At 66.0% G+C, this 21,647-nt stretch carries 29 protein-coding genes and 3 pseudogenes; 13 read left to right on the forward strand and 19 right to left on the reverse strand.

Annotation, left to right across the window (positions count from 1 at the left end; translation table 11 throughout):
* Positions 1-6: 6 nt before the first annotated feature.
* The 4 genes and pseudogenes from ACFXN1_RS11875 to ACFXN1_RS11890 all read right to left on the reverse strand — a co-directional run bounded on the left by ACFXN1_RS11875 (position 7) and on the right by ACFXN1_RS11890 (position 2,414).
* Positions 7-1,071 carry an iron-containing redox enzyme family protein gene (locus ACFXN1_RS11875; protein ID WP_379436810.1) on the reverse strand — a complete coding sequence of 355 codons (1,065 nt, stop codon included), beginning with the start codon at positions 1,069-1,071 and terminating at the stop codon, positions 7-9.
* A gap of 178 nt (positions 1,072-1,249) precedes the next feature.
* The gene (locus ACFXN1_RS11880) at positions 1,250-1,384 is read right to left on the reverse strand and encodes a hypothetical protein (RefSeq protein ID WP_379396327.1); all 135 of its coding nucleotides are present in this window, start codon (positions 1,382-1,384) and stop codon (positions 1,250-1,252) included.
* Positions 1,385-1,595: 211 nt separating this feature from the next.
* Positions 1,596-1,718: pseudogene (locus ACFXN1_RS11885) on the reverse strand (glycoside hydrolase family 15 protein); the annotation flags it as partial.
* A gap of 129 nt (positions 1,719-1,847) precedes the next feature.
* Positions 1,848-2,414, reverse strand: a complete 567-nt coding sequence (locus tag ACFXN1_RS11890; protein WP_379436811.1) for a type 1 glutamine amidotransferase domain-containing protein — start codon at positions 2,412-2,414, stop codon at positions 1,848-1,850.
* A gap of 200 nt (positions 2,415-2,614) precedes the next feature.
* Here ACFXN1_RS11890 and ACFXN1_RS11895 point away from each other — a divergent pair, with 200 nt between their 5' ends.
* A complete protein-coding gene (locus ACFXN1_RS11895; RefSeq protein ID WP_379436813.1) occupies positions 2,615-2,755 on the forward strand; it encodes a hypothetical protein in 141 nt (46 codons plus the stop codon).
* 361 nt (positions 2,756-3,116) lie between these two features.
* On the opposite strand, the gene ACFXN1_RS11900 is transcribed toward ACFXN1_RS11895, so the two are convergent.
* Together ACFXN1_RS11900 and ACFXN1_RS11905 are read right to left on the reverse strand one after the other, a co-directional pair.
* Positions 3,117-3,290 (reverse strand): CsbD family protein, encoded by a 174-nt coding sequence (locus tag ACFXN1_RS11900; protein ID WP_379436814.1) that lies wholly within the window; start codon positions 3,288-3,290, stop codon positions 3,117-3,119.
* A gap of 383 nt (positions 3,291-3,673) precedes the next feature.
* The gene (locus ACFXN1_RS11905) at positions 3,674-4,195 is read right to left on the reverse strand and encodes an anti-sigma factor (RefSeq protein WP_379436816.1); all 522 of its coding nucleotides are present in this window, start codon (positions 4,193-4,195) and stop codon (positions 3,674-3,676) included.
* A gap of 264 nt (positions 4,196-4,459) precedes the next feature.
* Here ACFXN1_RS11905 and ACFXN1_RS11910 point away from each other — a divergent pair.
* A pseudogene (locus ACFXN1_RS11910) lies at positions 4,460-4,675 on the forward strand (ANTAR domain-containing protein); the annotation flags it as partial.
* Positions 4,676-4,903: 228 nt separating this feature from the next.
* Here the strand turns inward: ACFXN1_RS11910 and ACFXN1_RS11915 are convergent.
* The 4 genes from ACFXN1_RS11915 to ACFXN1_RS11930 all read right to left on the reverse strand — a co-directional run bounded on the left by ACFXN1_RS11915 (position 4,904) and on the right by ACFXN1_RS11930 (position 8,086).
* On the reverse strand, positions 4,904-5,131 hold the full coding sequence (locus ACFXN1_RS11915; protein ID WP_379436818.1) for a hypothetical protein: 228 nt from the start codon (positions 5,129-5,131) through the stop codon (positions 4,904-4,906).
* Between the two features lie 34 nt (positions 5,132-5,165).
* Positions 5,166-5,882 (reverse strand): alpha/beta fold hydrolase, encoded by a 717-nt coding sequence (locus ACFXN1_RS11920; RefSeq protein WP_379436819.1) that lies wholly within the window; start codon positions 5,880-5,882, stop codon positions 5,166-5,168.
* Positions 5,883-5,954: 72 nt separating this feature from the next.
* The gene (locus ACFXN1_RS11925) at positions 5,955-6,917 is read right to left on the reverse strand and encodes an alpha/beta hydrolase (protein ID WP_379436821.1); all 963 of its coding nucleotides are present in this window, start codon (positions 6,915-6,917) and stop codon (positions 5,955-5,957) included.
* Positions 6,918-7,063: 146 nt separating this feature from the next.
* The gene (locus tag ACFXN1_RS11930; protein ID WP_379436823.1) at positions 7,064-8,086 is read right to left on the reverse strand and encodes a GlxA family transcriptional regulator; all 1,023 of its coding nucleotides are present in this window, start codon (positions 8,084-8,086) and stop codon (positions 7,064-7,066) included.
* 75 nt (positions 8,087-8,161) lie between these two features.
* On the opposite strand from ACFXN1_RS11930, the gene ACFXN1_RS11935 reads away from it, so the two are divergent.
* Positions 8,162-8,779, forward strand: coding sequence for a TetR/AcrR family transcriptional regulator (locus tag ACFXN1_RS11935; protein WP_379396344.1), 618 nt, complete (start codon positions 8,162-8,164; stop codon positions 8,777-8,779).
* 192 nt (positions 8,780-8,971) lie between these two features.
* Positions 8,972-9,451, forward strand: a complete 480-nt coding sequence (locus ACFXN1_RS11940; RefSeq protein ID WP_379436824.1) for a nitroreductase family deazaflavin-dependent oxidoreductase — start codon at positions 8,972-8,974, stop codon at positions 9,449-9,451.
* 261 nt (positions 9,452-9,712) lie between these two features.
* On the opposite strand, the gene ACFXN1_RS11945 is transcribed toward ACFXN1_RS11940, so the two are convergent.
* Positions 9,713-10,255, reverse strand: a complete 543-nt coding sequence (locus ACFXN1_RS11945; RefSeq protein ID WP_379436826.1) for a helix-turn-helix domain-containing protein — start codon at positions 10,253-10,255, stop codon at positions 9,713-9,715.
* 62 nt (positions 10,256-10,317) lie between these two features.
* Between ACFXN1_RS11945 and ACFXN1_RS11950 the strand changes: the two genes are divergently transcribed.
* Together ACFXN1_RS11950 and ACFXN1_RS11955 are read left to right on the forward strand one after the other, a co-directional pair.
* On the forward strand, positions 10,318-11,148 hold the full coding sequence (locus ACFXN1_RS11950) for an alpha/beta fold hydrolase (RefSeq protein ID WP_379436828.1): 831 nt from the start codon (positions 10,318-10,320) through the stop codon (positions 11,146-11,148).
* A 213-nt stretch (positions 11,149-11,361) separates the two neighbouring features.
* A complete protein-coding gene (locus tag ACFXN1_RS11955) occupies positions 11,362-11,856 on the forward strand; it encodes a hypothetical protein (protein WP_379396352.1) in 495 nt (164 codons plus the stop codon).
* Between the two features lie 121 nt (positions 11,857-11,977).
* Here ACFXN1_RS11955 and ACFXN1_RS11960 read toward each other — a convergent pair whose 3' ends face one another.
* Entirely contained in the window at positions 11,978-12,391 is a 414-nt protein-coding gene (locus ACFXN1_RS11960) for a winged helix-turn-helix transcriptional regulator (RefSeq protein ID WP_379436829.1), read from the reverse strand.
* Positions 12,392-12,460: 69 nt separating this feature from the next.
* Here ACFXN1_RS11960 and ACFXN1_RS11965 point away from each other — a divergent pair, with 69 nt between their 5' ends.
* The gene (locus tag ACFXN1_RS11965; protein ID WP_379436831.1) at positions 12,461-13,102 is read left to right on the forward strand and encodes a nitroreductase family protein; all 642 of its coding nucleotides are present in this window, start codon (positions 12,461-12,463) and stop codon (positions 13,100-13,102) included.
* Between the two features lie 446 nt (positions 13,103-13,548).
* Here the strand turns inward: ACFXN1_RS11965 and ACFXN1_RS11970 are convergent, their stop codons facing one another.
* Genes ACFXN1_RS11970 through ACFXN1_RS11980 form a run of 3 tightly spaced genes read right to left on the reverse strand, consistent with a single transcriptional unit; the run spans position 13,549 to position 14,193 of the window.
* Positions 13,549-13,857 carry a hypothetical protein gene (locus ACFXN1_RS11970; RefSeq protein WP_379387938.1) on the reverse strand — a complete coding sequence of 103 codons (309 nt, stop codon included), beginning with the start codon at positions 13,855-13,857 and terminating at the stop codon, positions 13,549-13,551.
* Positions 13,854-13,985, reverse strand: coding sequence for a hypothetical protein (locus ACFXN1_RS11975; RefSeq protein ID WP_379436832.1), 132 nt, complete (start codon positions 13,983-13,985; stop codon positions 13,854-13,856). Before ACFXN1_RS11975 ends, ACFXN1_RS11970 begins: the two co-directional genes overlap by 4 nt.
* Positions 13,986-14,022: 37 nt before the next feature.
* The gene (locus tag ACFXN1_RS11980) at positions 14,023-14,193 is read right to left on the reverse strand and encodes a hypothetical protein (RefSeq protein WP_379463557.1); all 171 of its coding nucleotides are present in this window, start codon (positions 14,191-14,193) and stop codon (positions 14,023-14,025) included.
* Positions 14,194-14,958: 765 nt separating this feature from the next.
* On the opposite strand from ACFXN1_RS11980, the gene ACFXN1_RS11985 reads away from it, so the two are divergent.
* On the forward strand, positions 14,959-15,132 hold the full coding sequence (locus tag ACFXN1_RS11985; RefSeq protein WP_379445345.1) for a CsbD family protein: 174 nt from the start codon (positions 14,959-14,961) through the stop codon (positions 15,130-15,132).
* 107 nt (positions 15,133-15,239) lie between these two features.
* Here ACFXN1_RS11985 and ACFXN1_RS11990 read toward each other — a convergent pair whose 3' ends face one another.
* The 4 genes from ACFXN1_RS11990 to ACFXN1_RS12005 all read right to left on the reverse strand — a co-directional run bounded on the left by ACFXN1_RS11990 (position 15,240) and on the right by ACFXN1_RS12005 (position 18,406).
* Positions 15,240-16,448 (reverse strand): AI-2E family transporter, encoded by a 1,209-nt coding sequence (locus ACFXN1_RS11990; RefSeq protein ID WP_379445346.1) that lies wholly within the window; start codon positions 16,446-16,448, stop codon positions 15,240-15,242.
* Complete coding sequence (locus ACFXN1_RS11995) at positions 16,445-16,747, reverse strand: hypothetical protein (RefSeq protein WP_379445347.1); 303 nt, start codon at positions 16,745-16,747, stop codon at positions 16,445-16,447. Before ACFXN1_RS11995 ends, ACFXN1_RS11990 begins: the two co-directional genes overlap by 4 nt.
* Before the next feature lie 245 nt (positions 16,748-16,992).
* Entirely contained in the window at positions 16,993-17,772 is a 780-nt protein-coding gene (locus ACFXN1_RS12000; RefSeq protein ID WP_379445368.1) for a DUF1206 domain-containing protein, read from the reverse strand.
* Positions 17,773-18,100: 328 nt separating this feature from the next.
* Positions 18,101-18,406, reverse strand: coding sequence for a hypothetical protein (locus ACFXN1_RS12005; RefSeq protein WP_379445348.1), 306 nt, complete (start codon positions 18,404-18,406; stop codon positions 18,101-18,103).
* Positions 18,407-18,653: 247 nt separating this feature from the next.
* On the opposite strand from ACFXN1_RS12005, the pseudogene ACFXN1_RS12010 reads away from it, so the two are divergent.
* The 5 genes and pseudogenes from ACFXN1_RS12010 to ACFXN1_RS12030 form a co-directional block, all read left to right on the forward strand.
* A pseudogene (locus ACFXN1_RS12010) lies at positions 18,654-18,821 on the forward strand (phosphatidylinositol mannoside acyltransferase); the annotation flags it as partial.
* A gap of 210 nt (positions 18,822-19,031) precedes the next feature.
* Positions 19,032-19,472 carry a DUF5994 family protein gene (locus ACFXN1_RS12015; RefSeq protein ID WP_379445349.1) on the forward strand — a complete coding sequence of 147 codons (441 nt, stop codon included), beginning with the start codon at positions 19,032-19,034 and terminating at the stop codon, positions 19,470-19,472.
* Positions 19,469-19,918 (forward strand): DUF5994 family protein, encoded by a 450-nt coding sequence (locus ACFXN1_RS12020; protein WP_379445351.1) that lies wholly within the window; start codon positions 19,469-19,471, stop codon positions 19,916-19,918. The genes ACFXN1_RS12015 and ACFXN1_RS12020 overlap by 4 nt, the downstream gene beginning before the upstream one ends.
* Before the next feature lie 54 nt (positions 19,919-19,972).
* Positions 19,973-20,872, forward strand: a complete 900-nt coding sequence (locus ACFXN1_RS12025) for an AMP-binding protein (protein WP_379445352.1) — start codon at positions 19,973-19,975, stop codon at positions 20,870-20,872.
* Between the two features lie 130 nt (positions 20,873-21,002).
* A complete protein-coding gene (locus tag ACFXN1_RS12030) occupies positions 21,003-21,488 on the forward strand; it encodes a hypothetical protein (protein WP_379445353.1) in 486 nt (161 codons plus the stop codon).
* Positions 21,489-21,647: the final 159 nt, after the last annotated feature.

Below are 21,647 nucleotides of genomic sequence, written 5' to 3' on the forward strand. Positions count from 1 at the left end.
CAGCACCTACCGCGAATAGCCACGAATTCGCTTCTTACTCGCAAGGCGAGCCATCGAATCGTCCTCCTTCGCGCCGAGAGTTTCCGGGCCGAGCAATGACCCACGGTCGTCACGCCAGCAGCTCAGCACGTGATCGGCGAAACGGTCCTCGAGCAGATTCGTGGCGCGGATTCCGAACACTATCGACGCCCGCGTGCCCGGTTCGCGTGCGAGCAGATCTCCGATCACCTCGCGCCGCATGAGCTGTTCGTGGACCGCATCCGCCTCGACATGTTCGCGATAGAACGCGATACACGCCGGATCTGCCCCGAGCCTGTCCAAGGCTTCGACCATGCGGCGCGACGCCGGCGAGGACGTGATCTCCACGGCCGCGAAATGACCGACACCCGCACCCCGCAGGCCGCGATGCAGACAGAACAGCGACATCATGTTCACGATCGTGAGCATCGGCGCCGGCACGACATCCAGGTAGTACAGATACGACGGATCCAGGCCCGCCCCCTTCAGCAGATTCGCATACAGCTGCTGATGAATCCTGTCAGCGCGGCCACCGCCGAATTCGTCGAACTCCACCGCCACGAGCGCCGCCTTGGCCCGACCGCGCAACCGCGGAATCAACCACGCGTACGGATCGGCCTCCTGATGGTGCAGGATCGAGCGGTGCACGAAAAACTCGCGCACCTGCCAGGGCTCGCCCTGGTCCCGCAGAAAGGCTGCGACGCCGGACTCCTCATCGGGAACGATCAACAGTTCCTCGAGTTCGGTCTCCACATCATCGCCGGCAACGGTCTCCGCGCGCAGCGCCTCGAGAAAACGGCGTTCCAGCTCCGCCCGTGCACTCAACAGGCCCGGATCCCATTCCCAACCCGCATCCACACCGTCGAAACCCTGATAGTGCAGGCCATAGCACGTATGCAGCGCCACCTGCAGGTCGCGGCCGAAAGGATCAGCGGGCGCCGATGCTGCCGGAATCAGCGAGCCGGCGGGCTTTCCGAGCGCGTCGATCACCGCAGCCGACAGCTCGCCGCACGGTGGCGGGAGCATTCTTCTTGTAGTGGTCTCGGTCGGCATGATCAACTCCTCCGAACGAAAACGGGGTCGCCACGAACATCGGCGGAGATACCCCGCGAGGTGTGGACCTGCGTATTCGGGAGATCGTTCGGCCTGCCGGGATGTTGCTCGCCAATGCGCGAGAATCGACGGCACCGGGCAGAGATGGGTCGCCTGATGCCCGACAAACCGTGAGCAGCTACCAGCGGTACCAGCGGCCACGGCCGCCTGAGGAATCAGCGGTGCGGAAAACGAACCCCAATCCCCAGCCCACCAGCACGGCGATGGCTATCCACCACAGGACCTTCACCAGGAATCCCAGTCCAGCGAACACGAGGGCGAGCAGCAGAACGAGAAATAATAATAACCACGTTCATCCACCTCCTGCCTGCCGTTTACCCGCATGCATGATTCCCTAACGGGCACGCGCTCGACATCCGGGCCAACCCTGCCGACAGCGGGCGTGTCGCGACTCGACCGCTGCCCTCACCATCGAGGTGCCATCGTCGTTGACGGTGCCCTCACCCGTTTCACCCCTACTGCCCCCCGGCCAGGCACTGGTCGCGGATCCACACGTATCGGTAGTCGTAATTGGCTCCCTGCTCCGCCCGTTCGGGCAACCCTGTCGTGGCCGCGGCGACCATGCCACCGCCGGCACACCCCGACCCGGAACACCGCGCACCTGATCCGTCTGCTCGCCGAACGGAACTACCCCGCACCGTAACCCGGCTCCGGAGGGTTCGGCGTCCACGTGCTCGCAGACACTAATTCCTCGCCAGCACAGGCGGACTGCTGCGTCACGACGTCCGGACGCTGAACTCCGCAGCGATGGCATCGACGAAATCGGGTAGATCGTCGGGATTGCGTGAGGTGATGAGCGTCCAGCCGTCGCCATCGCTGCGGACGACCGGCTCGTCGACCCAGGCCGCGCCGGCATTGATCAGATCGGTGCGCAACGACGGATACGAGGTCACCGTCCTCTCCGCCACCACCGCCGCCTCGACGAGCAGCCACGGACCATGGCATATCGCGGCTATCGGACGGCCGGCCGCGACTACGGATCGGACCAGTTCCCTTGCCCCGAAGTCGGTTCGGAGTTTGTCGGCATTGACCGTGCCACCCGGAATGACCAATACGTCGAACCCGCCGGGATCCACATCGGCGAGGGCGGCGTCCGGCCGCAGCGTTTCGGACGGAATGAGATCGTGACGGTAGGTGTACACATCGATCGCTTCCACCGCGGCATGGGTCACGTGCGCGCCGCGGGCACGCAGTTGATCCCTGGGTACCGCTATCTCGTCGCGCTCCACCCCCGTATTGGCGGTAATGATCAGGACGCGAACGCCTTCGAGTTCTGCTGACACCGGAGTTCTCCTCTCGTCTCATCGTCTCGCCCGACTCCTTCGAGCCGGGCGATTGCCACCTCATGCAATCTGTCGAGCATTCATGTGCCCAGCGCCGGAGGCGACGACGAGGCCGGCGTCCCAGGCACGATCGAGCAGGTCGATCACGTTGATGTCTGCCAACTCGGCCAGAATCGGCCCGGAGAACAGCGAATTCGCGAATGCACGGACAACACTCCGCGGGGACCGCAGGCCATCGAGCCGAAACCGATCCGGCCCCCGAGCAGACGGGTGACGACCATGTGGGTTCGTTCCGGGCCGACAGCGGCGCGAAGGATGGCGTCCGCAAACTCGAGCCGTGACAACGATTGCCGTGCAACGGCATCGGTGACTGCGATGCGCCGATGCGTCATGACAGTTCCCTTCGTCAGCGATGGGCCGACTCTCCGCCTCAGCTGTCGCGATTCGCTCGCCTCCCTCGCGGATCCACCGATCCCGGCCAAGGGCCGCGCGGTGGCGAACCGCGCGACCCGAATGCCACGGCCCGGTCAACGCGGGACCGGGGATACCGGACCGTGGCGGTCCGTGATCAGGCCGGGACGGCGTGGGTGGCGCGCCGCCAGATCCGGTGCCGGGCAAGCAGTTCCGCGACCGCGACCGCAGCTGCCGGACGACGATGTCGGCACGGCGCTCCGGCATCGTCGGTGCGGCGGCGTCCGCGCATCAGTTCTCGAAGGCGTCCTTGACCTTCTCGCCCGCGTCCTTCAGGTTGGACTTGACCTGCTCGGCCTTGCCCTGATTCTCGCGCTGCTTGTCGCCGGTCGCCTGGCCGACCTTCTCTTTGGCCTTGCCGGCGAGCTCGTCGGCCTTGTTCTTCGCCTTGTCGGTTGCGCTCATGATCGTCTCCTTCCCATGGGTGCCGTATTCGAGGGCCACCGACGTGACCCGTTCCTCGCCTACCCGCGTTCCCGCACCCGAAACGTCGCCTCAGTCCATTTCGCAGTACTGCGATATCTTTCGCCGCACGGGCGCGCTCGGGCGATCGGGCGCTACGCTGCGGCGCGTGCGGGCGCGCGAGTCGGCTCGACAGGTCAGTGCATAGACCCGTCGAGACGGGGTAGGCGAGAAACGAACAACGACAAGGAGTTTGTTTCTCCGGGCAGGCGACGAGAAGCCGCCCGAGGAGCCGGTCATGACCGCAGACGACACGCCATCGGAACACACACGGACGCAATCGGATCCGTAGCCGCCGCGCCGATGACTGTGTCCTTGTTCCTGGGCTACTCCCGGCCCGTGTCTCCGCGACACCGGACGAGCTCGACGACGACCGGGTATCCGCACCGCACCGTGTCGAAGTCCGCACGGCTCACCGCGATCGAGTCGGTCAGTTCCTCCACGAAGCGCCGGCCGAAGCTGTGCTCGATCAGCCCGCCATCGCTGCTGGTCACCGCCGCCGCACGGACCCGCATCCGGTGCTCGTCGAAGAGGAAGTCGCACTCGATCCAGGCGCCGGGCACGGCTGCCGCGATCAACGCGGTGGCCACCTCGTCCAGCGCCACCCGCACATCGGTCACCACATCGATCGTGAAATCGGCTGTGAGCATGATGGTTTCGGTGAGCGCGCGTAGCATGGCCAGCTCTCGGGCGTCGGCCGGGAGCCGCACCGCCACCGCGCCGGACAGCGACACCGGGACCGCACCGTCTGTGTACACACGCGCCCTCCCGTCGTTCGACAGATCGACAAGCACGGTCGCCGGCCAGTACTTGCCGCCGATCCCAGCATCCTGAGGGGTTCCACTCATCGGTCACCACCCCATCGATCAATCCCGATCTGCCATCGTTCGCTCGTGGTCGTTGAGCGCGTACCCCGTGCGGTGGCCGGGAAACAGCCGGGACTCATCGTCCCGGGACCAGCTCGTGGTCGGTCGGCATCACCAGACCGCCGGGGCGGCCACTCCCGACCGTTTCACCGTCCGCTTCGCGGGTATCACGACATCTTCGCCTCCACGAGGCCGCACCTCCCCTGACCGAAAAACGCAGTCATGCCGAAGGAATGGACGAACAATGAGCAGGCCAAGGGTGTACTGATGCGCGTGTACCGCATCAACGACGAGCAGGCATTCAAGCTGCTGGTGTGGCGGTCACAGGAAACCAACACCAAGCTCCGCGCCCTGGCCGAGCAGCTGCTACCCGAGCTGCCCACCGTGCCACCGGCCGAGCCCGGCACGGTGTCGGCGTTCGATCACAGCCTGCTCACCCTGCACGAGCGCATCCCCCGCTGATCACATCGGTTGGACAAGGGTCCCGCCCCAGCGTCCTGGTAATGCACGTGGGGCGCGACCCTCGTATCGGCTCAACCGTCGGGGTTGTGTGTTGCGCCGACATCTAAGCGCATACCAACAGCTCGGCCTTCTCAACCGGTCGCTGCCCGATCGTGGCCGACCGATGATGAGGTCGTTACCAGCTCCCCCATCCCGTCCGCCCGCGTCGCTGAAGTGTTCGAAAAACGATCAGAGTGGATCGGCGGTCCCCGGAATCACCAGGGTGCCCGCCGCATCCAGCCCTTCCAGCCCCCACGGCGTGAACAGTCCCGCGGCGATCTGCGGGCGTTCCACGCACAGCCGAACCCGATACCCGGCATGGGTGTCCGGCAACCGGATTCGGCTGAACACCTCGACCGGCGTGGACAGGTCGAACGGGTTCACGCGGTCCACGGGGAGGACTGCGTCGGTGTGCATGACCGCCCTCAGCCGGCCGACCGCACCGGACGGGTCAGTTCGACTGCCGCACTGCACGCAGAATCAGCTCGGCGACCGCGCCGGGCTGGGACACGGTCACCGCGTGCGACGCGGCGATCTCGATCGATTCGGCCTGCGCGCGCTCGGCCATGAACCGCTGGGCTTCCAGCGGAATGTTCTTGTCGTCGGTGGTCAGCAGCGCGAATGCCGGAATGCTCGTCCACGCGGCCGCCGCAGCCGGTTCCTGGAGCGCAGCCAGCGCCACCGGCCGTTGGGTCACCGCCATGGCCGCGGCGGTGGCAACGGGCACGTCGGCGGCGAACTGCTGCGGGAATTCGTCCTGTCGGATGTACAACTCGGTGCCATCGGCGCCATCGGACAGCGGGTAGGACGCTGGGCGGGTGGTCGGGCCGAGGGTCGAGCCCGGAAACTTGTCGGTCAGCGCCAGCGCGCTCTCACCGGCCTCCGGAATGAAGGCCGCCAGATAGACGAGCCCGGTGACCTGGGGCTTCCCTTGCGCCGCAACGCTGATGACGCTGCCGCCGTAGGAATGCCCGGCCAGCACCACCGGTCCGTCGATGCTGTCGACGACCGAGGCGACGTAGGCGGCATCGGAGGTGAGGCCGCGCAGCGGGTTGGCCGCGGCGAGCACGGAAACGCCCTCGGCGGCAAGGATTTCGATGACGCCGTTCCAGCTGGAGGAATCGGCGAAAGCGCCGTGGACCAGGATGACTGTGGGGGTGGTGGTCATGGGGATGGCTCCGGGGTCGTGATCGGACAGGACGGTTGCGCCGGGCGCGGATCGCCTCGCCCGGCGGTGCGGTCAGGGATGCAGCGCCGCACGCAGTGTCGCGACCGCCTGCGCCACAGCGGCTTTCGCGGCATGCGTGTCGTGCAACGCGTTCACCATCACGAAGTCGTGAATGATCCCGCCGTAGCGCACCTGGGTGACCGGCACGCCCGCATCGCGCAGCTTGCCGGCGAACGCCTCGCCCTCGTCCCGCAGCACGTCGGCTTCGGCGGTGATGACCAGCGCGGGCGGCAATCCGGCGAGCTGTTCGGTGGTGGCGCGCAACGGCGAAACGGTAATGCGCGCACGGTCTTCGGCGCTGGTGGTGTACTGGTCCCAGAACCACCGCATGCCCTCGCGGGTGAGGAAGTAGCCCTCGGCGAATCGCTCGTAGGATCCGGTGTCGAAGTTGGCGTCGGTGACCGGGTAGAACAGCACCTGCTGGGCGAAGGAGACATCGCCGCGCTCCTTCGCCATGAGCGTCAGCGCGATCGCCATATTGCCGCCGACCGAATCACCCGCGACCGCCAGCCGGGAAGCGTCCAGGCCCTTGCTCGCCCCATCGGTGGTGACCCACTGCGCGATTCGATACGACTGCTCGTTGGCGACGGGGTACCGCACATCCGGCGAGCGATCGTATTCGGGGAACACGACGGCGGCGTGCACTCCGACGGCGAGATCACGAACGAGCCGGTCGTGAGTGTGCGCGTCCCCGAACACCCAGCCCGCGCCGTGCGTGTAGACGATCACCGGCAACGGCTCGGCCGCGCCCTGCGGCTTCACGATGCGCGCCCGCACCGACCCGGTCGGGCCACCCTCGACGATGATCCACTCCTCGTCGATCTCCGGCTTGAAGATCGGCGAATCCTGCACCGAGTCAACGGCTTTACGGCCCTCCTCCGGCGGCAGCTGGTACAGGAACGGCGGCTGCGAAGTGGCGTCCACGAACTCTTGTGCGGCCGGTTCGAGCGAAATGCCGTGCGGGTTTCCAGACATGGTTGTGTGCCTTTCTACTGTGATGGAAGGGACAATGAACGACGGTGCCGTTCAGGAGATTTCGGTGGCCGCTGCGGCGGTGACGAGATATTTTCATCTGGGACCTGTGCGTGCCGCCCCTCACTGCGGGCCGTGAAAACCCCGATTCAGGACACGGCCGCGATGGCGGGCTCCGGCAGCGCAGGCCACTTCGCCGAGCCCGTGGTGCGGAAACGCTGCTGATACTGGCGCGGCGAAACGCCGAGGCGGGCAACGAAAGCCCGGCGCAGCGCCTCACTGCTGCCGAATCCCGCCGCCATGGCCGCCTCGGTCACCGAGCACCCGGCGTGCAGCATGTCCCGGGCGACGCCGAAGCGGATGAACGCCACGTATTCGGCCGGTGAGCGTTCCAGCTCGGACCGGAACAGCCGGGTCAGATGCCGCACGCTCACCCGGGCGTGGGCCGCGAGGGTCTGCACCGTATGCGGGTAGGCCGGATCGGCGCAGATCAGATCGACGACCGTGCGCACCAGCGGACTGCGCGGCACCGGGCCGGTCAGGGAAGCCGAGAACTGCGACTGCCCACCCGCCCGCTGCATGTACACCACCAGCAGCTGGGCCGCCCGCCGCGCCACGTCCGCACCGTGATCCTCCTCGACCAGGGCGAGGGCCAGATCCACGCCCGCCGCCACCCCGGCCGAACTGTAGAGATTGCCGTCCCGCACGAAAATCGCATCCGGCTCCACTTTCACGGCCGGGAACTTCCGGGCCAGATCCGGTGCGTACTTCCAATGCGTGGTCACCCGCCGCCCGTCGAGCAGCCCGAGTTCTGCCAGCACCGCCGTCCCACTACAGATCGACACCAGCCGCCGGGTGTGCGCGGACAGATGCCGAGCCGCCGCCAGCACCTCGGGCGTCACGAACACCGAGGCCGGCAGTTCACTCCCCGGAATCACCACGGTGTCGAACCTCCCGGCCTCGGCCGCCGCACCGCTCACCGCGACCCGGGCACCGATCGAGGTCTGCACATCCCGCCCGTCGGCCGAGAGCAAGACCACCTCGTACCCGTTCACCGATTGATTGGCTTCCATGAAAACCTCGGCGGGACCGACGAAGTCGAGCATCTTCACACCATCGAACACGAGGATCCCCACCCGGCGACGGGCGGTATCGGAAGATATTGAGGACATGTCAACCAGTATTCTGGAGGCGCGCCTCCAGAACAAGTAGAGTGCTCGAGATCGCAGATTGATACGGTGAGTCCCATGGGTAGACCGCGACAGTTCGACGAGCAGGCGCTGCTCGATGCCGCGATCGAACTCTTCTGGCCGCAAGGCTTCGACACCACCTCGGTCGAGGACGTCTCCCGCGCCACCGGCATCGGCAACGGCAGCATCTACGGCGCCTACGGCAACAAACGCGGCCTGTTCCTGGCCGCCTTCGAACGCTACTGCGACCAGCGCGCCCGATTCGTCCGCGCGGCAATCGAATCCGCCCCCGGATCGGCGCGCGCCGCCGTCCGCGCCCTCTGCCATGCCGTCATCGACGACTGCGCCGCCCACCCCGACCGCCGCGGCTGCCTCATGATCAATAGCATCGCCCACCTGGGCACCCGCATCCCGGAAGTCGCGACCATCGGCGCTCGCACCACCGCCACCATGGAAAGCGCTGTCGCCGAACGCCTCCGCCGCGCCATGATCGCCACCGGCCCGGCCGACGAAGAACTCCTCTCAGCCCTGAGCGCCAATGTCATCATGACCACCCAGGGTCTCATCCAACTGAGCCGCATGGGCGTCACCCCGGCCCGCCTTCGCGAAATCGCCGACGTTTCAACCGAGATCCTCCCACCGGCCTGGGCAGGCGGGCCGGATCAGCACCAGTAGGACCTTGTCAGGTCGGAAGAGGCATATCCGGGGCGTACCTGCCGACGAGGACCGAAAACCGGCGGTCGGCTCAGCGGCCGCGATCACCACGCTGCTGTCGGCTCGACGACCGGCCCAGCTGACCGACCCGACTTCGTCGAGGTTGCTCTTGGGCCCTTGCCTTCACCCGTGGACAGGTGAACCCTCGAAATCATGGCCAAACCGTATCGAGCGGGGTGGGGTGTCAGGGCATCCAACGCGTGGATGCGGACCGTGATACGCGCCGGGTTGCCGATGTGGACCTTCCGTGTCCTCACCGTGCCCGGACGGCGCACCGGCCACGCCGTCCAGACGCCGCTGGCGGTGTTCGAACAACACGACCGACGATATCTAGTCGCGTCCTATGGAACGGTGAACTGGGTGCGCAACCTGCGTGCGGCGCAAGGGATGGCGACGCTGCGCCAGGGCAGGCACCTCGAGTCCGTGACAGCCGTCGAGTTGCCCACCGATCAAGCGGCCGAGGTACTCCGCGCATCGCTGGTGACGGGACCGCCACACGTTCCCAAACCCATTGTGGCGCTGTATCGACGGTTCTTCGTGCTGCCCTACCTGGATGTGGATGTCGACTCATCACCACAGCAATTCCTCGACAACGCCCGCACCCACCCGGTTTTCGAAATCGTGTCGGCGTGACGAAAGCATCGGACCTCCGCACAGCCCGACCGAACAAACACTCGGGGCGCTGCCGCAAAAGCCCTGTCGACACCGCCCGAAGCGTCAATCACATCGTCGACAACCGTTGTGCCTCAACCGATCACCCCGACAGCGCGTTCGGACTCGATCCGATCACGTCAACCACACTCTCCAGGTGTTGAGAATCGTTTTCCGAACATCGATATAGCGATGGGCGCACAGGGGGTTCGTCGGAGGTGTCGGATGCCGAGTGGCGCACTGTCAACTCGGCGATGGTGGTTCCTCGCCTGGGAAAAGGATCGGGCTGATCAAGTACGGTCTGCGGCCCGGTCCGGGCTTGTTCGCGGCGAGGGGTGCGACGATGTCGCGGAAGCCGATGAGCATGGTGTCGAGCTCCTCCGGGCTGAGCCAGAGGGTGCCTTGGCGGTAACCGACCGAGTCGGCCACGGGGTCGGCGTCCGCTCGATCGAGGTAGGCGTTGAACTCGGCGATCAGGACGGCCATGGCGGCCGCGAACCCTCGGCGGTGGTCTTCCGACGTCATCACGCTGCTCACGTCGGGCGAGACGGTCGGGCGGTCGGGTCGCAACCGATAGGAGCGTTCCACCGCGCCGCGCACGCGCCGCTCATCGCCGATCTCGAGCATTCCGCCCTCGGTGAGCAGGGCGAGGTGCCGGTAGACGCTGGTCCGGGGCACGTCGGGCATGCGGTCGCACAACTCGCCGGCGGTACGTAACCGGCCGCCGGACAGCGCGTGGATGATGCGCAACCGGACCGGGTGGAGCAGCAACTCGGTGGGGTCCATACCGCTACTATCCCATATTTGGTATCGTTACCAAAGTTGGGATTGATTGAAGGGTGACCGCGATGCGGAATGTTCCTGGGCGCCGACTGATGTTGTGCGGCACCGAGATCTACTTCGAAGTCTCTGGCGTCGGGGATACCTGGGTGGTGTTCGAATCCGGGGCGGGTGCCGGGCGGACACTCTGGGATCGAGTCACACCGCTACTGGCGGATGTCGCGCATACCGTCGCCTACGACCGGGCCGGTCGCGGCCGCAGCGGCAGTGCCGACGCGCCACAGAGCATCGACGACATGGCGGCCACTCTGGTGGCATTGGTCGAGGAGCTCGCGCCGGAGCGGCTGATCCTGGTGGGCCACAGTATGGGCGGGCTGATCGTGCGCCGCGCCGCGGAAACGTTGTCGCCGATCGGGCTCGTCCTCATCGACCCGACACCGGAAGCCGCTCCGAACTACGACAATTGGACGCCGACCGTCAAGAAGACCGACCGCATCCTCGCTGTACAGCAGGCGCTGAGCCACTACCCACCGTTGATGCGAATACTGACCCGCTCCTACGGGCGCAAGTTCCCCGCCGATAGCTACGCCGTCAGCCTGGCCGAAGACTTCACCCCCGCCGGCCTCGCCCAAACCCGCCATGAGATAGCGGCCGTCGCGGCGGCGATCGACGAATTCCGCCGCCGCCCACCACAACCGCCGAAATCCGGCATCGTCGTCATCTCGGCGATCCACGCCGCCAGCTACCAGGCCCGCAATCTCGACCTCATGCGCGAATACCAGCGCCGGTACGCCGACCAGGTCGGCGCGCAATTCGAGGACGCGGTCTCCGAACACATCATCCCTGCCGAACAACCCGGACAAGTCGCCGCCGCCGTGCGGCGATTGATGAGCGCATAGCCGGTCAAGGGGTTCCGGCAGTAACCGCGGCTCGGGCGCCTCGGGCTGGTGGGCGATCTGAGCCATCACCTGCGCACGCGACCGCTGCGGACGCCTGACAGTGAATTGCCAGCGAGACCCACTAGCGTGGCGCCGGCGGACGTGACACGAAATCCGGTGTGCCCGATGGCAACACGTCCGCAATCCGAGCACGATCATCACTGAAGGAGAGCCATGGCATCACCGGTTCGCATCAGCACCGCCCTCGCCGGAGCCGCCCTGGCGGTAGCCGCCGCATCGATCTCCGGATCGGCGGTCGCGAACGCCGAGACCGTGGTCGCCGACCCGGCCGACTACCTGGTGGGCGACACGGTCTACTTCACTTACAGCAACCTGGCCAGCTGCGCCATCCGCCCCAACGGCGACGTCGGATGCGACATCACCAACTACGACATGCGCTGGTACGGCCTGTCGATCTCGAACATCTCCATCGACGTCCCCTTCCTCCCGGCGCACCCCGCCCTGGGTCCCCTCGGCCTCCACGGCCGCCCCGGCAGCCCCCAGCTCACCGGCGGCGGCCCGGTCCCCGGCTCCAACTCCCCCTACGGCCCCGACGCCACCCTCACCTACGGCGGAGCGACCTGCACCGGCAGCGGCTTCCGAGGCGTGATCTCCTGCACCTCCAAGGGCCACCACTTCAACTTCGGCTTCGTCTCCGACTACAACTGACCGACGCCGCCCCTCGGCGAAACCCGTTCGCCGAGGGGCGCGGTCGGACCGGGAATGGCGACGGAATTCGTTCCACGGAATCCGTTCCGAAAGGCCCGTACGGCAGCGAATTGCGGGACGGTCAGGAACTCGTCGACTGTTGGTCAGCCGAGTCACGGTGTTGCCGCGAACCCGCTCGGGCGGCTTCGATCTCGTTGATGTTGGCCTCGATCCATTCACGCAGCGCGGTGATCGGGGCACGCAGGCTGTAACCCAGTGGGGTGAGGGTGTATTCGACCTTCGGCGGGACGGTGGGATGGACGGTGCGGATGACGAAACCATCGGTCTCCAGTTCGCGCAGGGTCTGGGTCAGCATCTTCTGGGAGATGCCCTCGATGCGGCGCTGCAGATCGGTGTAGCGCATGGTCCCGCCGGCGAGCGCGTCGATGACCAGGACCGTCCATTTGCCGGCGATCCGGTCCAGCACCTGACGAGTGGGGCAGCGAGCGGAGAAGACATCGGCCGGCAGGCCCGAGGATTCGACATGTGTGCGCACCCCGACCATCGTAACGAACCGAAAGGTGCCTTCTTTCAAAAAGTTTGCCACTCTCCGATAGTTAGTTTCATGAAAGCCGATACCTTGTCTGTCCCGGAAGCGATCCACCGGCGCCGCACCGTCCGCCACTACCTCCCCGATCCGATCGACCCGGACGTGCTGACCGAACTGCTGGAGCTCACCATGCAGGCCCCCAGCGCCTGGAACATGCAGGACCGATCGATCGTGGTAGTGACCAGCGAGGCCGGGCGAGTCAGGCTCTCGGAGGCGGCCTTCGGGCAGCCACAGCCCCAGGAGGCGCCGGTGGCGCTGGTCTTCGTGGCCGACAGTGCGGCATGGAAGGCGCCGAACACCGACATCGCCGACTCGGCCGGGCGCAGCGGCGCCTGGAACGCTGAGTTCACCGCCATGTTCGACAGCCGGGCGGAATTCCGCGACCTGCACAGCCGCGGACTGTTGCGGGAGAACGCGGTGAAGAACGCCATGATCGCCGCCACCTACGCCATGCTCGCGGCCACGGCGCTGGGGCTGGCGTCGGCTCCGATGAACGGCTGGGATCCCGATCTGGTGAAGAAGGCGATCGGCATCGAGGACCGAGATGATCTGGCCATCGCCGTCATCGTGACGATCGGACACTCCGCCACCATCCCACCGCACCCAGGCCGGCGCCCGCTGGAACAGGTCGTCTTCGCCGAGCGCTACGCCACCTAGCCTCGTCACCCCCCAGCGTCGACGAATCAGATCCTCGGTCGACCAGGGGGTAGTAGTGCATTCGCCCCCCAGATCCGACGCTAGCGTCGAGATACGTTGCCGGACAAGGTAGTTCAAGTTTGCCTGAACAGTGGCCCGAGACCCGGCGCTAAGGACCTACCACAGATAAGTGCGCAAAATGGCGTACTGATGCAGGATTCGCGCGGCAGAGCGGTCCCGGCACCGTGACCGATACCGGCCCTCGAGGCCAAGTACCTGACCCGCGAGAACGTCCGGCCGAGCTCGTCGCCAAGGAGCGCGAGATCGCGAGGAGGCCGGTGTCACCGTGACCGGCTTCGCCCGCTTCGAGGCCGGCTGGGCCTGATCGCCTGAAGCATCGAAAAGGCCCTTCGCCCACCGGATCCCGATGAGCGAAGGGCATTTCTCGTCTTGCGGTGGCGGAGGTGTTATCCGATCCCGTTGCAGGTGGCAGACAGGGTGCAGGGGCGCGCACCGCCGAGCAGGACGTTGAGGAGGTCGGCGGGCGCAGCGAGCAGCGGACCCGCGAGGTTCGGCAGTCCGGCCTGGGAGCTGCCTTGGCTGGCGGCGACGGCACTACCGGTCGGAATGGGACCGGTGGTCGCGCCCCAGATCGGATCCGCAGTGGCGGGTGTGAGCGGTATTTCGGCTGCGGCCGGCCCCGCGACAGCGACGAGGCCCGCCGCGAGGGCAAGAGCGGCGAATCCTGCTCGGACCGTGCGGTTCTTGGTGTTCACGCGCCGAAGATACGTGAAATAAATTCCTTTGAAACGGGATTGAGCGCCCCCTGTTCCTTGGGCAGAGCTTCCCAGTCGGTGAGCGTCATCGGCGTACGGAATCCGGGTTCGGTGCTGCCGAGGAACACCGAGGACTCATCCGGTCCTGTCGCGGTCTCGCTCGAGCTAAGAGTTGAGGTCGGATCCGAACTGCTGCTGGAACTGGCCCACGAGCGCGCCTCCGGCCGCGGCAACCAGTTGCGCCACGATCGGGTTTACGATCAGCTTCGTGACAGCGCCGGTGAATTGCGGAAGCTTTCGGCTGAACCAGTTGCGAATGGAATACATCGCCGACACGTCCGGCTGGTTGATGCATCGCGTGAGCCGTAGCTACCCAGGCGGGCGAGTCACCAGCGGGTTCGTCGGCAAGTGTCAGCGCGCGGGGGAGGCCCAGGGACATGCCGGGGCCTCCCTCGACCGATGCCCCGAGGGGGAAAGGGATCTCGGCCTCGGTGAGCGTCGAATCCGTATGTGACGGCACCGACTTCGTTCTTCCGTACACCCGCGCAGGCATCGAAGAAGTCGCAACAGCACTCGCCACAATGACGGACGAACCACACCCCCTCGCCGTGGAGCCCGGACTCCACTGGCACCGGACCGAGCACATCCCGTTCAATCCGATGCGGAACGGACAGTAACAGTGGGGTCGTTACAGGGTTCTGCCCGATCCGGCGCACAGTCAGCGAGAGCACTGGGGCATTTCACCACGCCTTGTACGGCGACGGTTGATCAAAGGTGGTGTACTGAATGCGTAATCCGGGGCAGCGGTGATCGAGCAGCGGGCAGCCCACGCAGAATCCCTGCCACCGCGGCCGACACCTCTCCACGAGGCAATGGCAGCGCCATACCTGCCTGCTCGACAGTCCCCGGCGTGCTGATCGCGTCGGTCATCAGTGATCACTCTCTTTCTGCTCCAGCTCGTACCCGTTTCGGTGATAACCAAGCGGTGCCGAGAACCACTGCGCCGGCGGGGCCGTTGTTTGGCCGCCCGAATGTGGGCTACCCGCCAGAGGACCGGCTGGAAATAGCAGGCCGGCACCTTCCAACAAAAGGGCCACAATCATGGGCACTGCAGACAAGGCAAAGAACAAAGCCGAGGAACTCGCCGGTAAGGCCAAGGAGAAGTACGGCAAGGCCACCGACGACAAGAGTAAGCAGAACGAGGGCAAGGCCGATCAGGCCAAGTCCAACCTCAAGGATGCGGGCGAGAAGGTCAAGGACGCCTTCCGCCACTGACCAGGCGCTGGGCAGCGTCGATTGCGAGCGGATGACCCGGCGTGGTCATCCACTCGACGTGCGCCGGTTCCCGTTGTCCGCCGGCCAATTGAGCCGAACACCGATAGCTAGCGCTCGTCCAGAGACGGCAATACCGTTTCACTGATGATCAGCAGCACCGCTGCGGCGACCGGGATGGCGAGCAGGGCACCGACTATTCCGAGCAACGCGCCACCGAGCAGAACCGACACCACCGTCACGATCGTCGGCACCCGGACCGTTCTGCCGATGATTCTGGGCACGAGTACGTAGTCCTCGAACAACCGCAGGACGATGAAGAAGATGACGGTGGCCACTGTGACAGGCAGGGATACGGTGAGCGCGACCAGGGCCACGATGATCCCGGCGATGGTGGAACCCACCACCGGGATCAAGTCGAGGACGGCGACCAGGATGGCCAGCAACAGCGGGTAGGGCACGTCGAAGATCAGCAGCCAGATGAAGGTCAACACCGCGGTTATCACCGAAATGACCAGATTCCCGAGGATGTAGCCGCCGACCTTCACGAAGATCTCGTCGCCGATCAGGATCGCTCGCGGTCGGCGCGAGCGCGGAAACAGCCGGTAGATCGAGGCGCGAACCTCTGCGAAATTCGCCATGAAGTAGCCGGTCAGCACAGAGACGATCACCGTGCCGCTGACGATGCTGAACACGAGGCGGCCCGCGCCGAGGACACCACCGGCCAGCCTCGAGGGATCGGACCCGACCCACTGCTGGACTCGGTCCTGGAGATGGAAACGAGTGTTGAGCGCGTCGATGAGTGGATATCGTTGCGCAAGATGGTTGACGTAGTCCGGAGCGTTGTGGACCAGCGCGCTGCCTTGGGTGACCAGCGGAGGGATCGCGGCCGCGAGGAACCCGGCCAGCAAGCCGATCGCGACCACGAACACCACGGTCACGGCCGCCCATCGCGGAAACCAAGGCCGAACCAGCCACGACACGACAGGTTCCAGACCTATTGCCAGGAACAGCGCGATGGTGATCAAGACCAGCACTTGACTGGCGGCGATCACCAGTTGGATCGCGCCGTAGGTCACCGCGACCCCGGCAGCGCCTGCCATGCCGACCATGAACGGCGATCGCGGATCGAATCGCCGCCCGGGCTTGCCCAGCGGGTTCTGCGTCGTGCTGGCCCGCGCCGCCGCCGCTTCCGCGGCAATGATCGGTCCGCCTTCGTCGGTGGTGTGGGGTTGCGCGACCAGATCACCGTGGCCCTGCTCCGGCCCGTCAGTGGTATGGCGCTCCTCGGTTCGGCCTTGATCGTTGTCTTCGTTCATGGCGTGGATCCGCGGGGTTGCGCGAATGCGGCTGAGCAATCATGCCCGTCGGCGGAAAGGGGCATACCCTCGCTCGTCAGTCGAAAAGCATCGACAAGGTCGCCGATGCCCAAGCGTGCGGCGATCCGCCGTCGGGTGGCACCGGTGCCGTGACGGGGTTCGAATCGGGCCGAATCGTCGGCCCCGAGATTGGCCCGCAGCCAGCTCAGCACCTCATCGGCCCGAGGAAGCGGCGCGCCGTCGACATCATCGACCAGCAGAAACGCTTCTTCGAAACCCACCGTGAGTGCCTGCCGCATGGCAATCGCCCTCTTCCTCGACCTATGCCAACTCGACATACCCAGACGCCGGTCTCGGAAACAGCTGCTCACCGTCCGATCGGCGACCTACGGGCTGGGTTTTGGAACGTTGCAGTTGGTGACCTTGGGGTTGACTCCCGCATAGTTCTAGGGCCCAGCGACCACCGTGACCGGGATGGTTCCCACACTTGCGCGAGCAATAAGGTCGGCGCGCTCGAGCCATTGTCGCTGCGGCTGGTATCCGACTACATCTTGGTGTACCGGGCCATAGCGAAGCTATAGAGGCCGTAGGTGATGATGCCCAGGCCCGACACGATGAGGAGGGCCGTTCCGTAGGGTTGAGCTCCCACGGTTCTGAAGGCGCCGTCGAGTCCGGCGGCTTTGTCCGGCTCGGATCGACTCACGGCGAGGATCACCAGCAACCCGACCGCGGCGATGGCCAGCCCTTTGGCGATGTATCCGACCGTGCCCAACCTTCGTACGAGGTCGCTGGTGGCGCCCTCGAGGTCCGCGAGGAAGTTCTGGCTCACTCCTTTGTAGACGTGGTAGCCGCCGATCGCGATGATGATCAGCCCGCCCGCGATGAGGGCGATCGTGCCGGCGGTGGTTTGCATCATGCGGGCGGTGATCCCCGTGCTCTGGCGGCTGCTGGACTTGCCACTGCCGCGGGCGAATCCGAACGCGGAGAGGGCGAAGGCGAAATAGACCACCGCCAGCCCAGCCGCCTTGACGCGATCGATCGCTTCGGATTTCTTACTGTCGGCGGCGGGTTCGGACGAGCTGCCGAGTGCCGTTTCGGCGAGCCGCCACAGCGCCATCAGCCCGAATGCGACGACGCACACCCACAGGGCGATGACGCCGCCCGGCTTGGCGGCCAGTTCCGCCATGGCTCCGGATTGGTCGGCGGTGCCGGCTGGGCCGCCGAGGGCGATCCGGATGGCGATATAGCCGATGATCAGGTGCACGATGCCGCTTACGACGAAGCCCGCGCGGGCTGATCGTTCGAAGACACTGTTCTGGGCCACCCGGCCCGCGACCGAGGACGAGTTGTCGAACGACGCCGACGACGATCCGCCGGTCGACGGAGAGGATGGGTTGTTGTCGGGCAATGGTCTCGCCTCGTATCAGTGGTGGTGCGAGCTCCGCTGGAGGTGCGACGAGCGGCGGGTGTGGGAGCGCGGTCCCGAGGCCGACTGTGCGGCCGGCGGCGTCTCCGGGAACCCACCCGATATCGGTAATCACAGGCGGTCCGTTGTGTGGTTTCGCCGCGCTGTCAGCGTAGCTCCGCCTTCCGCGCTGGTGACAGATGCGGGGCAGGATCGGCCTGGGCGTCCGATTGCTCATTTTCCCAGTTCAGGGGTGGTCGAGCGGCGTTAGGGTAGAGGGGGTCAGGGGCGCCGACGCGAACCCGCCCGAGTAGATTCGCACCTCGGTCAGCCCAGGCTCCCACACCTTGCGGACACGCTGACCGGTGGCGTCGTACACGTAGTGTGCGGTACTCCCGCCGCCGAGTTCGACCCGATAGAGGCTGTTCCCGTAGTCCCAGTGCAGATCCGGCTCGATCGGCGCACCGGTCACCCGGCGCAGGTGGGTCGTATTGCCGTGTGCGTCATAGTGATACGACTCCGGCACAGCTTCCGATCCAGCCAACGTCGTCATGCTGAGTCGGTTGCTGAAGGTGAAAGGATCTGCGGTGCTATCGGTTTCGATCGAGCTGCGTTCGGCGTAGTGATCACCCGGCCGTCGGAAATCGCGGTTCCACGACGATGCCGTCGCCATGCTGGCTGGCCTGGCCGTTCAGGGGTCCCGGTAGTAATCGCGCAAAAGAACAACAACAATGGCTTGACCAGCAGCAATGGCGGGCTTTCCGTTCGGGCAGCGGGTTGGCACTGTTGGTGCTTGGCCGGGTGGGCCGATCGATACCGCTCGGGAAGTGCAGCACACGACTCAGGCGCTGGCCGACCGGTTCGCCAACGGTATCGCCGCGCACCCGGCCGACTGGCACATGCTGCAACCGCTATGGACCGCCGACCGGGCTCGCCCGCGGCACGCTCGCAGCAATCCATCACGCTGACCCGGCGGCCGAACCCCGCTCGCTGTCCCGCCGGGTGCGGACCGGTCCGGGCGGGCGGGCTCGTCCGCCGCTGCCTGCGCCGCCTCGCGCGGTGCGCACCGGCGTGTAGGCTCGAACCATTCGGCGGCATCACGTGTGCTGACCAGCAGAGGTCGCGCCGTCCCCGAATTCGACATCCGGTCTTCCCAGAGGCCGCGGCAGGAGCGTCTGATGACGCCACAATCGATGAACGTGCCTTCGGCACTGCTTGGTCGCACACCCACTGGCACCCCACGATTACGTCTGCGCCCGGACTCCGAGGTAAGCGGCTACATCGATGCGACCTGGTGGCCACGATCGAGCAACCTCGCTGTCGAGCTCCCCGACCTGATCACCGCACTCCGTCCGCGAGCAGGGCCGATAGAGCGCATCGTCTACGACCCGCACGCCTGGTCACCGACCGGCCGGCACCACCTCGTGGCCGACCGCACCATACGACTGGACCCGTATCCGTTCGAACTGTTCGGCACCATGTACATGTGCGGGACCGACGGCACCGTGATCGTGCTGCAAGCCATCCCCTCGGACACCGACCCGGCCCTGGCCCACTCCGTGCTCGCGGCGGCTGGGCGACCTACCCGGCCCGAACCGGCCCAGGAGCGACGGTCATGAACCACGAACCCCGATCACACCCCCTCACCAACGACGCCGCGACAGGCGCCGCGACACTGTCTCCTCTCAACCGGCAGCCCTTCCCCACCCCGACCCGCACTCCCCGCCTGCTCCTGCGCCGCCGCGACTCCGGCCCGGCGCCGATCGATGGGGCTTGGTGGCCACGGACACCGAACCTCACCAGCGAACTGCACGACCTGATCAGCGCGCTCACGCCACGACTGGGCACCCTCACCCGGATCGGATTCGCATGGAACGCGATCAGCCTCACACAACGCCGCATCGATCACGACGACGACGTGCACACCCACGGCCCACAACCCGATCAACCACCCGATGTCATGCGACTGTTCGGCACCAACGGCAGCAGCCTGACCCTGCTGGTCGTCCCCTCCGACACCGACCTGCGCCTCGCCGGCGAGCGAATGAGGCAAACAATCGCATGACCTCCCACTGCTACCGCGGAAAAAGGCTGGTGCTTCTCCTGGTAGGGGCGGAGATTGGTCGGTGCACGCCAGGAGATGACCTACCGGCAAACCGCAGATCAGGTTGAACGAACCGCTACCGCGTGTGGCGCGCTGGGACTACGGCCGGGTGACGGGATCGCACTGCTCGAGGGCCCCAGACCAGAGGCATTCACCGTCATGGCGGCGGCCTGTCTGGCCGGACTGCGCTACGCGGCACTGCACCCGCTCGGGACCGCCGGTATGGACACCACAGTCCTGTCCGACAGCAGCACCGACCTACTGGTGGTCGATGACCGTTCATCCCCTGAACGCGCCGCTCGGACAGACGTACGGACCATCACGCTCAGTGAGCTCGGCGGCTATGTCGCCGCAGCGCAACCACATTCCAGCGATCCACGCCGCCCGGCGACGTATCTGTTCTATACCGGCGGCACGACCGGCGCCCCGAAGGGTGTGATTCTGGGTGACCGCTCCCTGGTCGCCAATGCCTGGGCCAACGCCAGCTGGGCGTGGCCTCACGACACCAACTTCCTCGTCACCACTCCGATGTCACACGCGGCCGGGCTCCTCGTAGCGCCAGGATTCCCACGCGGTGCGAGCTTCACCCTGCACAAGTCCTTCGATCCGGATCGCGTCATCGACGCGATCGAACATCACGGCATCTCAACGACATTCGTCGTACCCACCATGCTCTATGCCTTGCTGGACAATCCCCGCATCGCTAGTGCGAACACGTCGGGGCTGCGTTGGATCTTCTATGGCGCGGCCCCGACGGACCCCGAACGAATCCGGAAGGCACGCAGCATCTTCGGACCGGTACTTCTCGGTTTTGCGGTGGCGGGCCTCGGCTATGAGTTCGACGACTGCCGCCACTGGCATACAGGCTGCTGGAAGGGCCGTAACACCCGCACCATCACCCGCCGCTGGTCTTGATGACCGCTGTGCCTGTGGTGTTTACAGGTCGGCGTTGACAGGCGAGACCCGGGAAATGGGGGGATTCCCGGCGGAGAGGTTGTCGTTACACTCCATAGAACTGAAATGATATAGTTTCACAAGGGTTCGAATGAAGTTCAAGCGAATCAGCCTGATGCTGAGCACATTTGCCGCCGGCGCGGTCAGCGTCCTGGGCAGCCCACTCGCTTCGGCGGATATCTCGAAAGTGGATGTCGATCTCGGCCAGAGCGGGCCGTTCCACTCGTGGCAGGTGCTCGCGGAGATCAGTCCGTGCACCACCGCCACGATCACCTTCACCGACAATGGGCAGCCGCTGCACGGCAGTCCGGTGCCGGCGAGCTGCACCGACGGCCCGGCCTTCGGGGTCGCCTATGCCGGCTTCACTCCGACGACCCTCGGGATCCATCACATCGTTGTGTCGCAACTGAATTCGGATGGATCGGTCGAGAGCTCCAAGGCGCAGGACGTGAACGTCACCTACCTGCCCTGCCCCAGCACCGGCAGCGCCGCAACCCTGATCTGCAACCTCCCGCCCTACAGCATCCCCGGTACCGGTTCCGGGTCCGGCTCAGGGACCGCCGGCACCCCCTCCTGACGACCCGAGAACAGACTAGGGGTGCGAGACCGGTAAGGGCTCGTATTCAAGTGGTCTGAAGTCGTCTGCTGGGTGAGCGCGAAAACCGCTAAGAGCAACGGTCGCCGCAACGTGCCGCGACCGTCCATCCTGTCGAGGGTGTCCGTTCAGAAGAAGTAG

It is taken from the genome of Nocardia sp. NPDC059154 (assembly GCF_042755705.1).
Lineage (GTDB): Bacteria > Actinomycetota > Actinomycetes > Mycobacteriales > Mycobacteriaceae > Nocardia.

Bases quoted from the DNA above. Each gene is read 5' to 3' on its own strand.
- ACFXN1_RS11875 (WP_379436810.1), bottom strand. From the start codon at position 1,071: ATGCCGACCGAGACCACTACAAGAAGAATGCTCCCGCCACCGTGCGGC.
- ACFXN1_RS11895 (WP_379436813.1), top strand. From the start codon at position 2,615: ATGCACGGACAACACTCCGCGGGGACCGCAGGCCATCGAGCCGAAACC.
- ACFXN1_RS11900 (WP_379436814.1), bottom strand. From the start codon at position 3,290: ATGAGCGCAACCGACAAGGCGAAGAACAAGGCCGACGAGCTCGCCGGC.
- ACFXN1_RS11905 (WP_379436816.1), bottom strand. From the start codon at position 4,195: ATGAGTGGAACCCCTCAGGATGCTGGGATCGGCGGCAAGTACTGGCCG.
- ACFXN1_RS11915 (WP_379436818.1), bottom strand. From the start codon at position 5,131: ATGCACACCGACGCAGTCCTCCCCGTGGACCGCGTGAACCCGTTCGAC.
- ACFXN1_RS11920 (WP_379436819.1), bottom strand. From the start codon at position 5,882: ATGACCACCACCCCCACAGTCATCCTGGTCCACGGCGCTTTCGCCGAT.
- ACFXN1_RS11925 (WP_379436821.1), bottom strand. From the start codon at position 6,917: ATGTCTGGAAACCCGCACGGCATTTCGCTCGAACCGGCCGCACAAGAG.
- ACFXN1_RS11930 (WP_379436823.1), bottom strand. From the start codon at position 8,086: ATGTCCTCAATATCTTCCGATACCGCCCGTCGCCGGGTGGGGATCCTC.
- ACFXN1_RS11935 (WP_379396344.1), top strand. From the start codon at position 8,162: ATGGGTAGACCGCGACAGTTCGACGAGCAGGCGCTGCTCGATGCCGCG.
- ACFXN1_RS11940 (WP_379436824.1), top strand. From the start codon at position 8,972: ATGGCCAAACCGTATCGAGCGGGGTGGGGTGTCAGGGCATCCAACGCG.
- ACFXN1_RS11945 (WP_379436826.1), bottom strand. From the start codon at position 10,255: ATGGACCCCACCGAGTTGCTGCTCCACCCGGTCCGGTTGCGCATCATC.
- ACFXN1_RS11950 (WP_379436828.1), top strand. From the start codon at position 10,318: ATGCGGAATGTTCCTGGGCGCCGACTGATGTTGTGCGGCACCGAGATC.
- ACFXN1_RS11955 (WP_379396352.1), top strand. From the start codon at position 11,362: ATGGCATCACCGGTTCGCATCAGCACCGCCCTCGCCGGAGCCGCCCTG.
- ACFXN1_RS11965 (WP_379436831.1), top strand. From the start codon at position 12,461: ATGAAAGCCGATACCTTGTCTGTCCCGGAAGCGATCCACCGGCGCCGC.
- ACFXN1_RS11985 (WP_379445345.1), top strand. From the start codon at position 14,959: ATGGGCACTGCAGACAAGGCAAAGAACAAAGCCGAGGAACTCGCCGGT.
- ACFXN1_RS11990 (WP_379445346.1), bottom strand. From the start codon at position 16,448: ATGAACGAAGACAACGATCAAGGCCGAACCGAGGAGCGCCATACCACT.
- ACFXN1_RS11995 (WP_379445347.1), bottom strand. From the start codon at position 16,747: ATGCGGCAGGCACTCACGGTGGGTTTCGAAGAAGCGTTTCTGCTGGTC.
- ACFXN1_RS12005 (WP_379445348.1), bottom strand. From the start codon at position 18,406: ATGACGACGTTGGCTGGATCGGAAGCTGTGCCGGAGTCGTATCACTAT.
- ACFXN1_RS12015 (WP_379445349.1), top strand. From the start codon at position 19,032: ATGACGCCACAATCGATGAACGTGCCTTCGGCACTGCTTGGTCGCACA.
- ACFXN1_RS12020 (WP_379445351.1), top strand. From the start codon at position 19,469: ATGAACCACGAACCCCGATCACACCCCCTCACCAACGACGCCGCGACA.
- ACFXN1_RS12030 (WP_379445353.1), top strand. From the start codon at position 21,003: ATGAAGTTCAAGCGAATCAGCCTGATGCTGAGCACATTTGCCGCCGGC.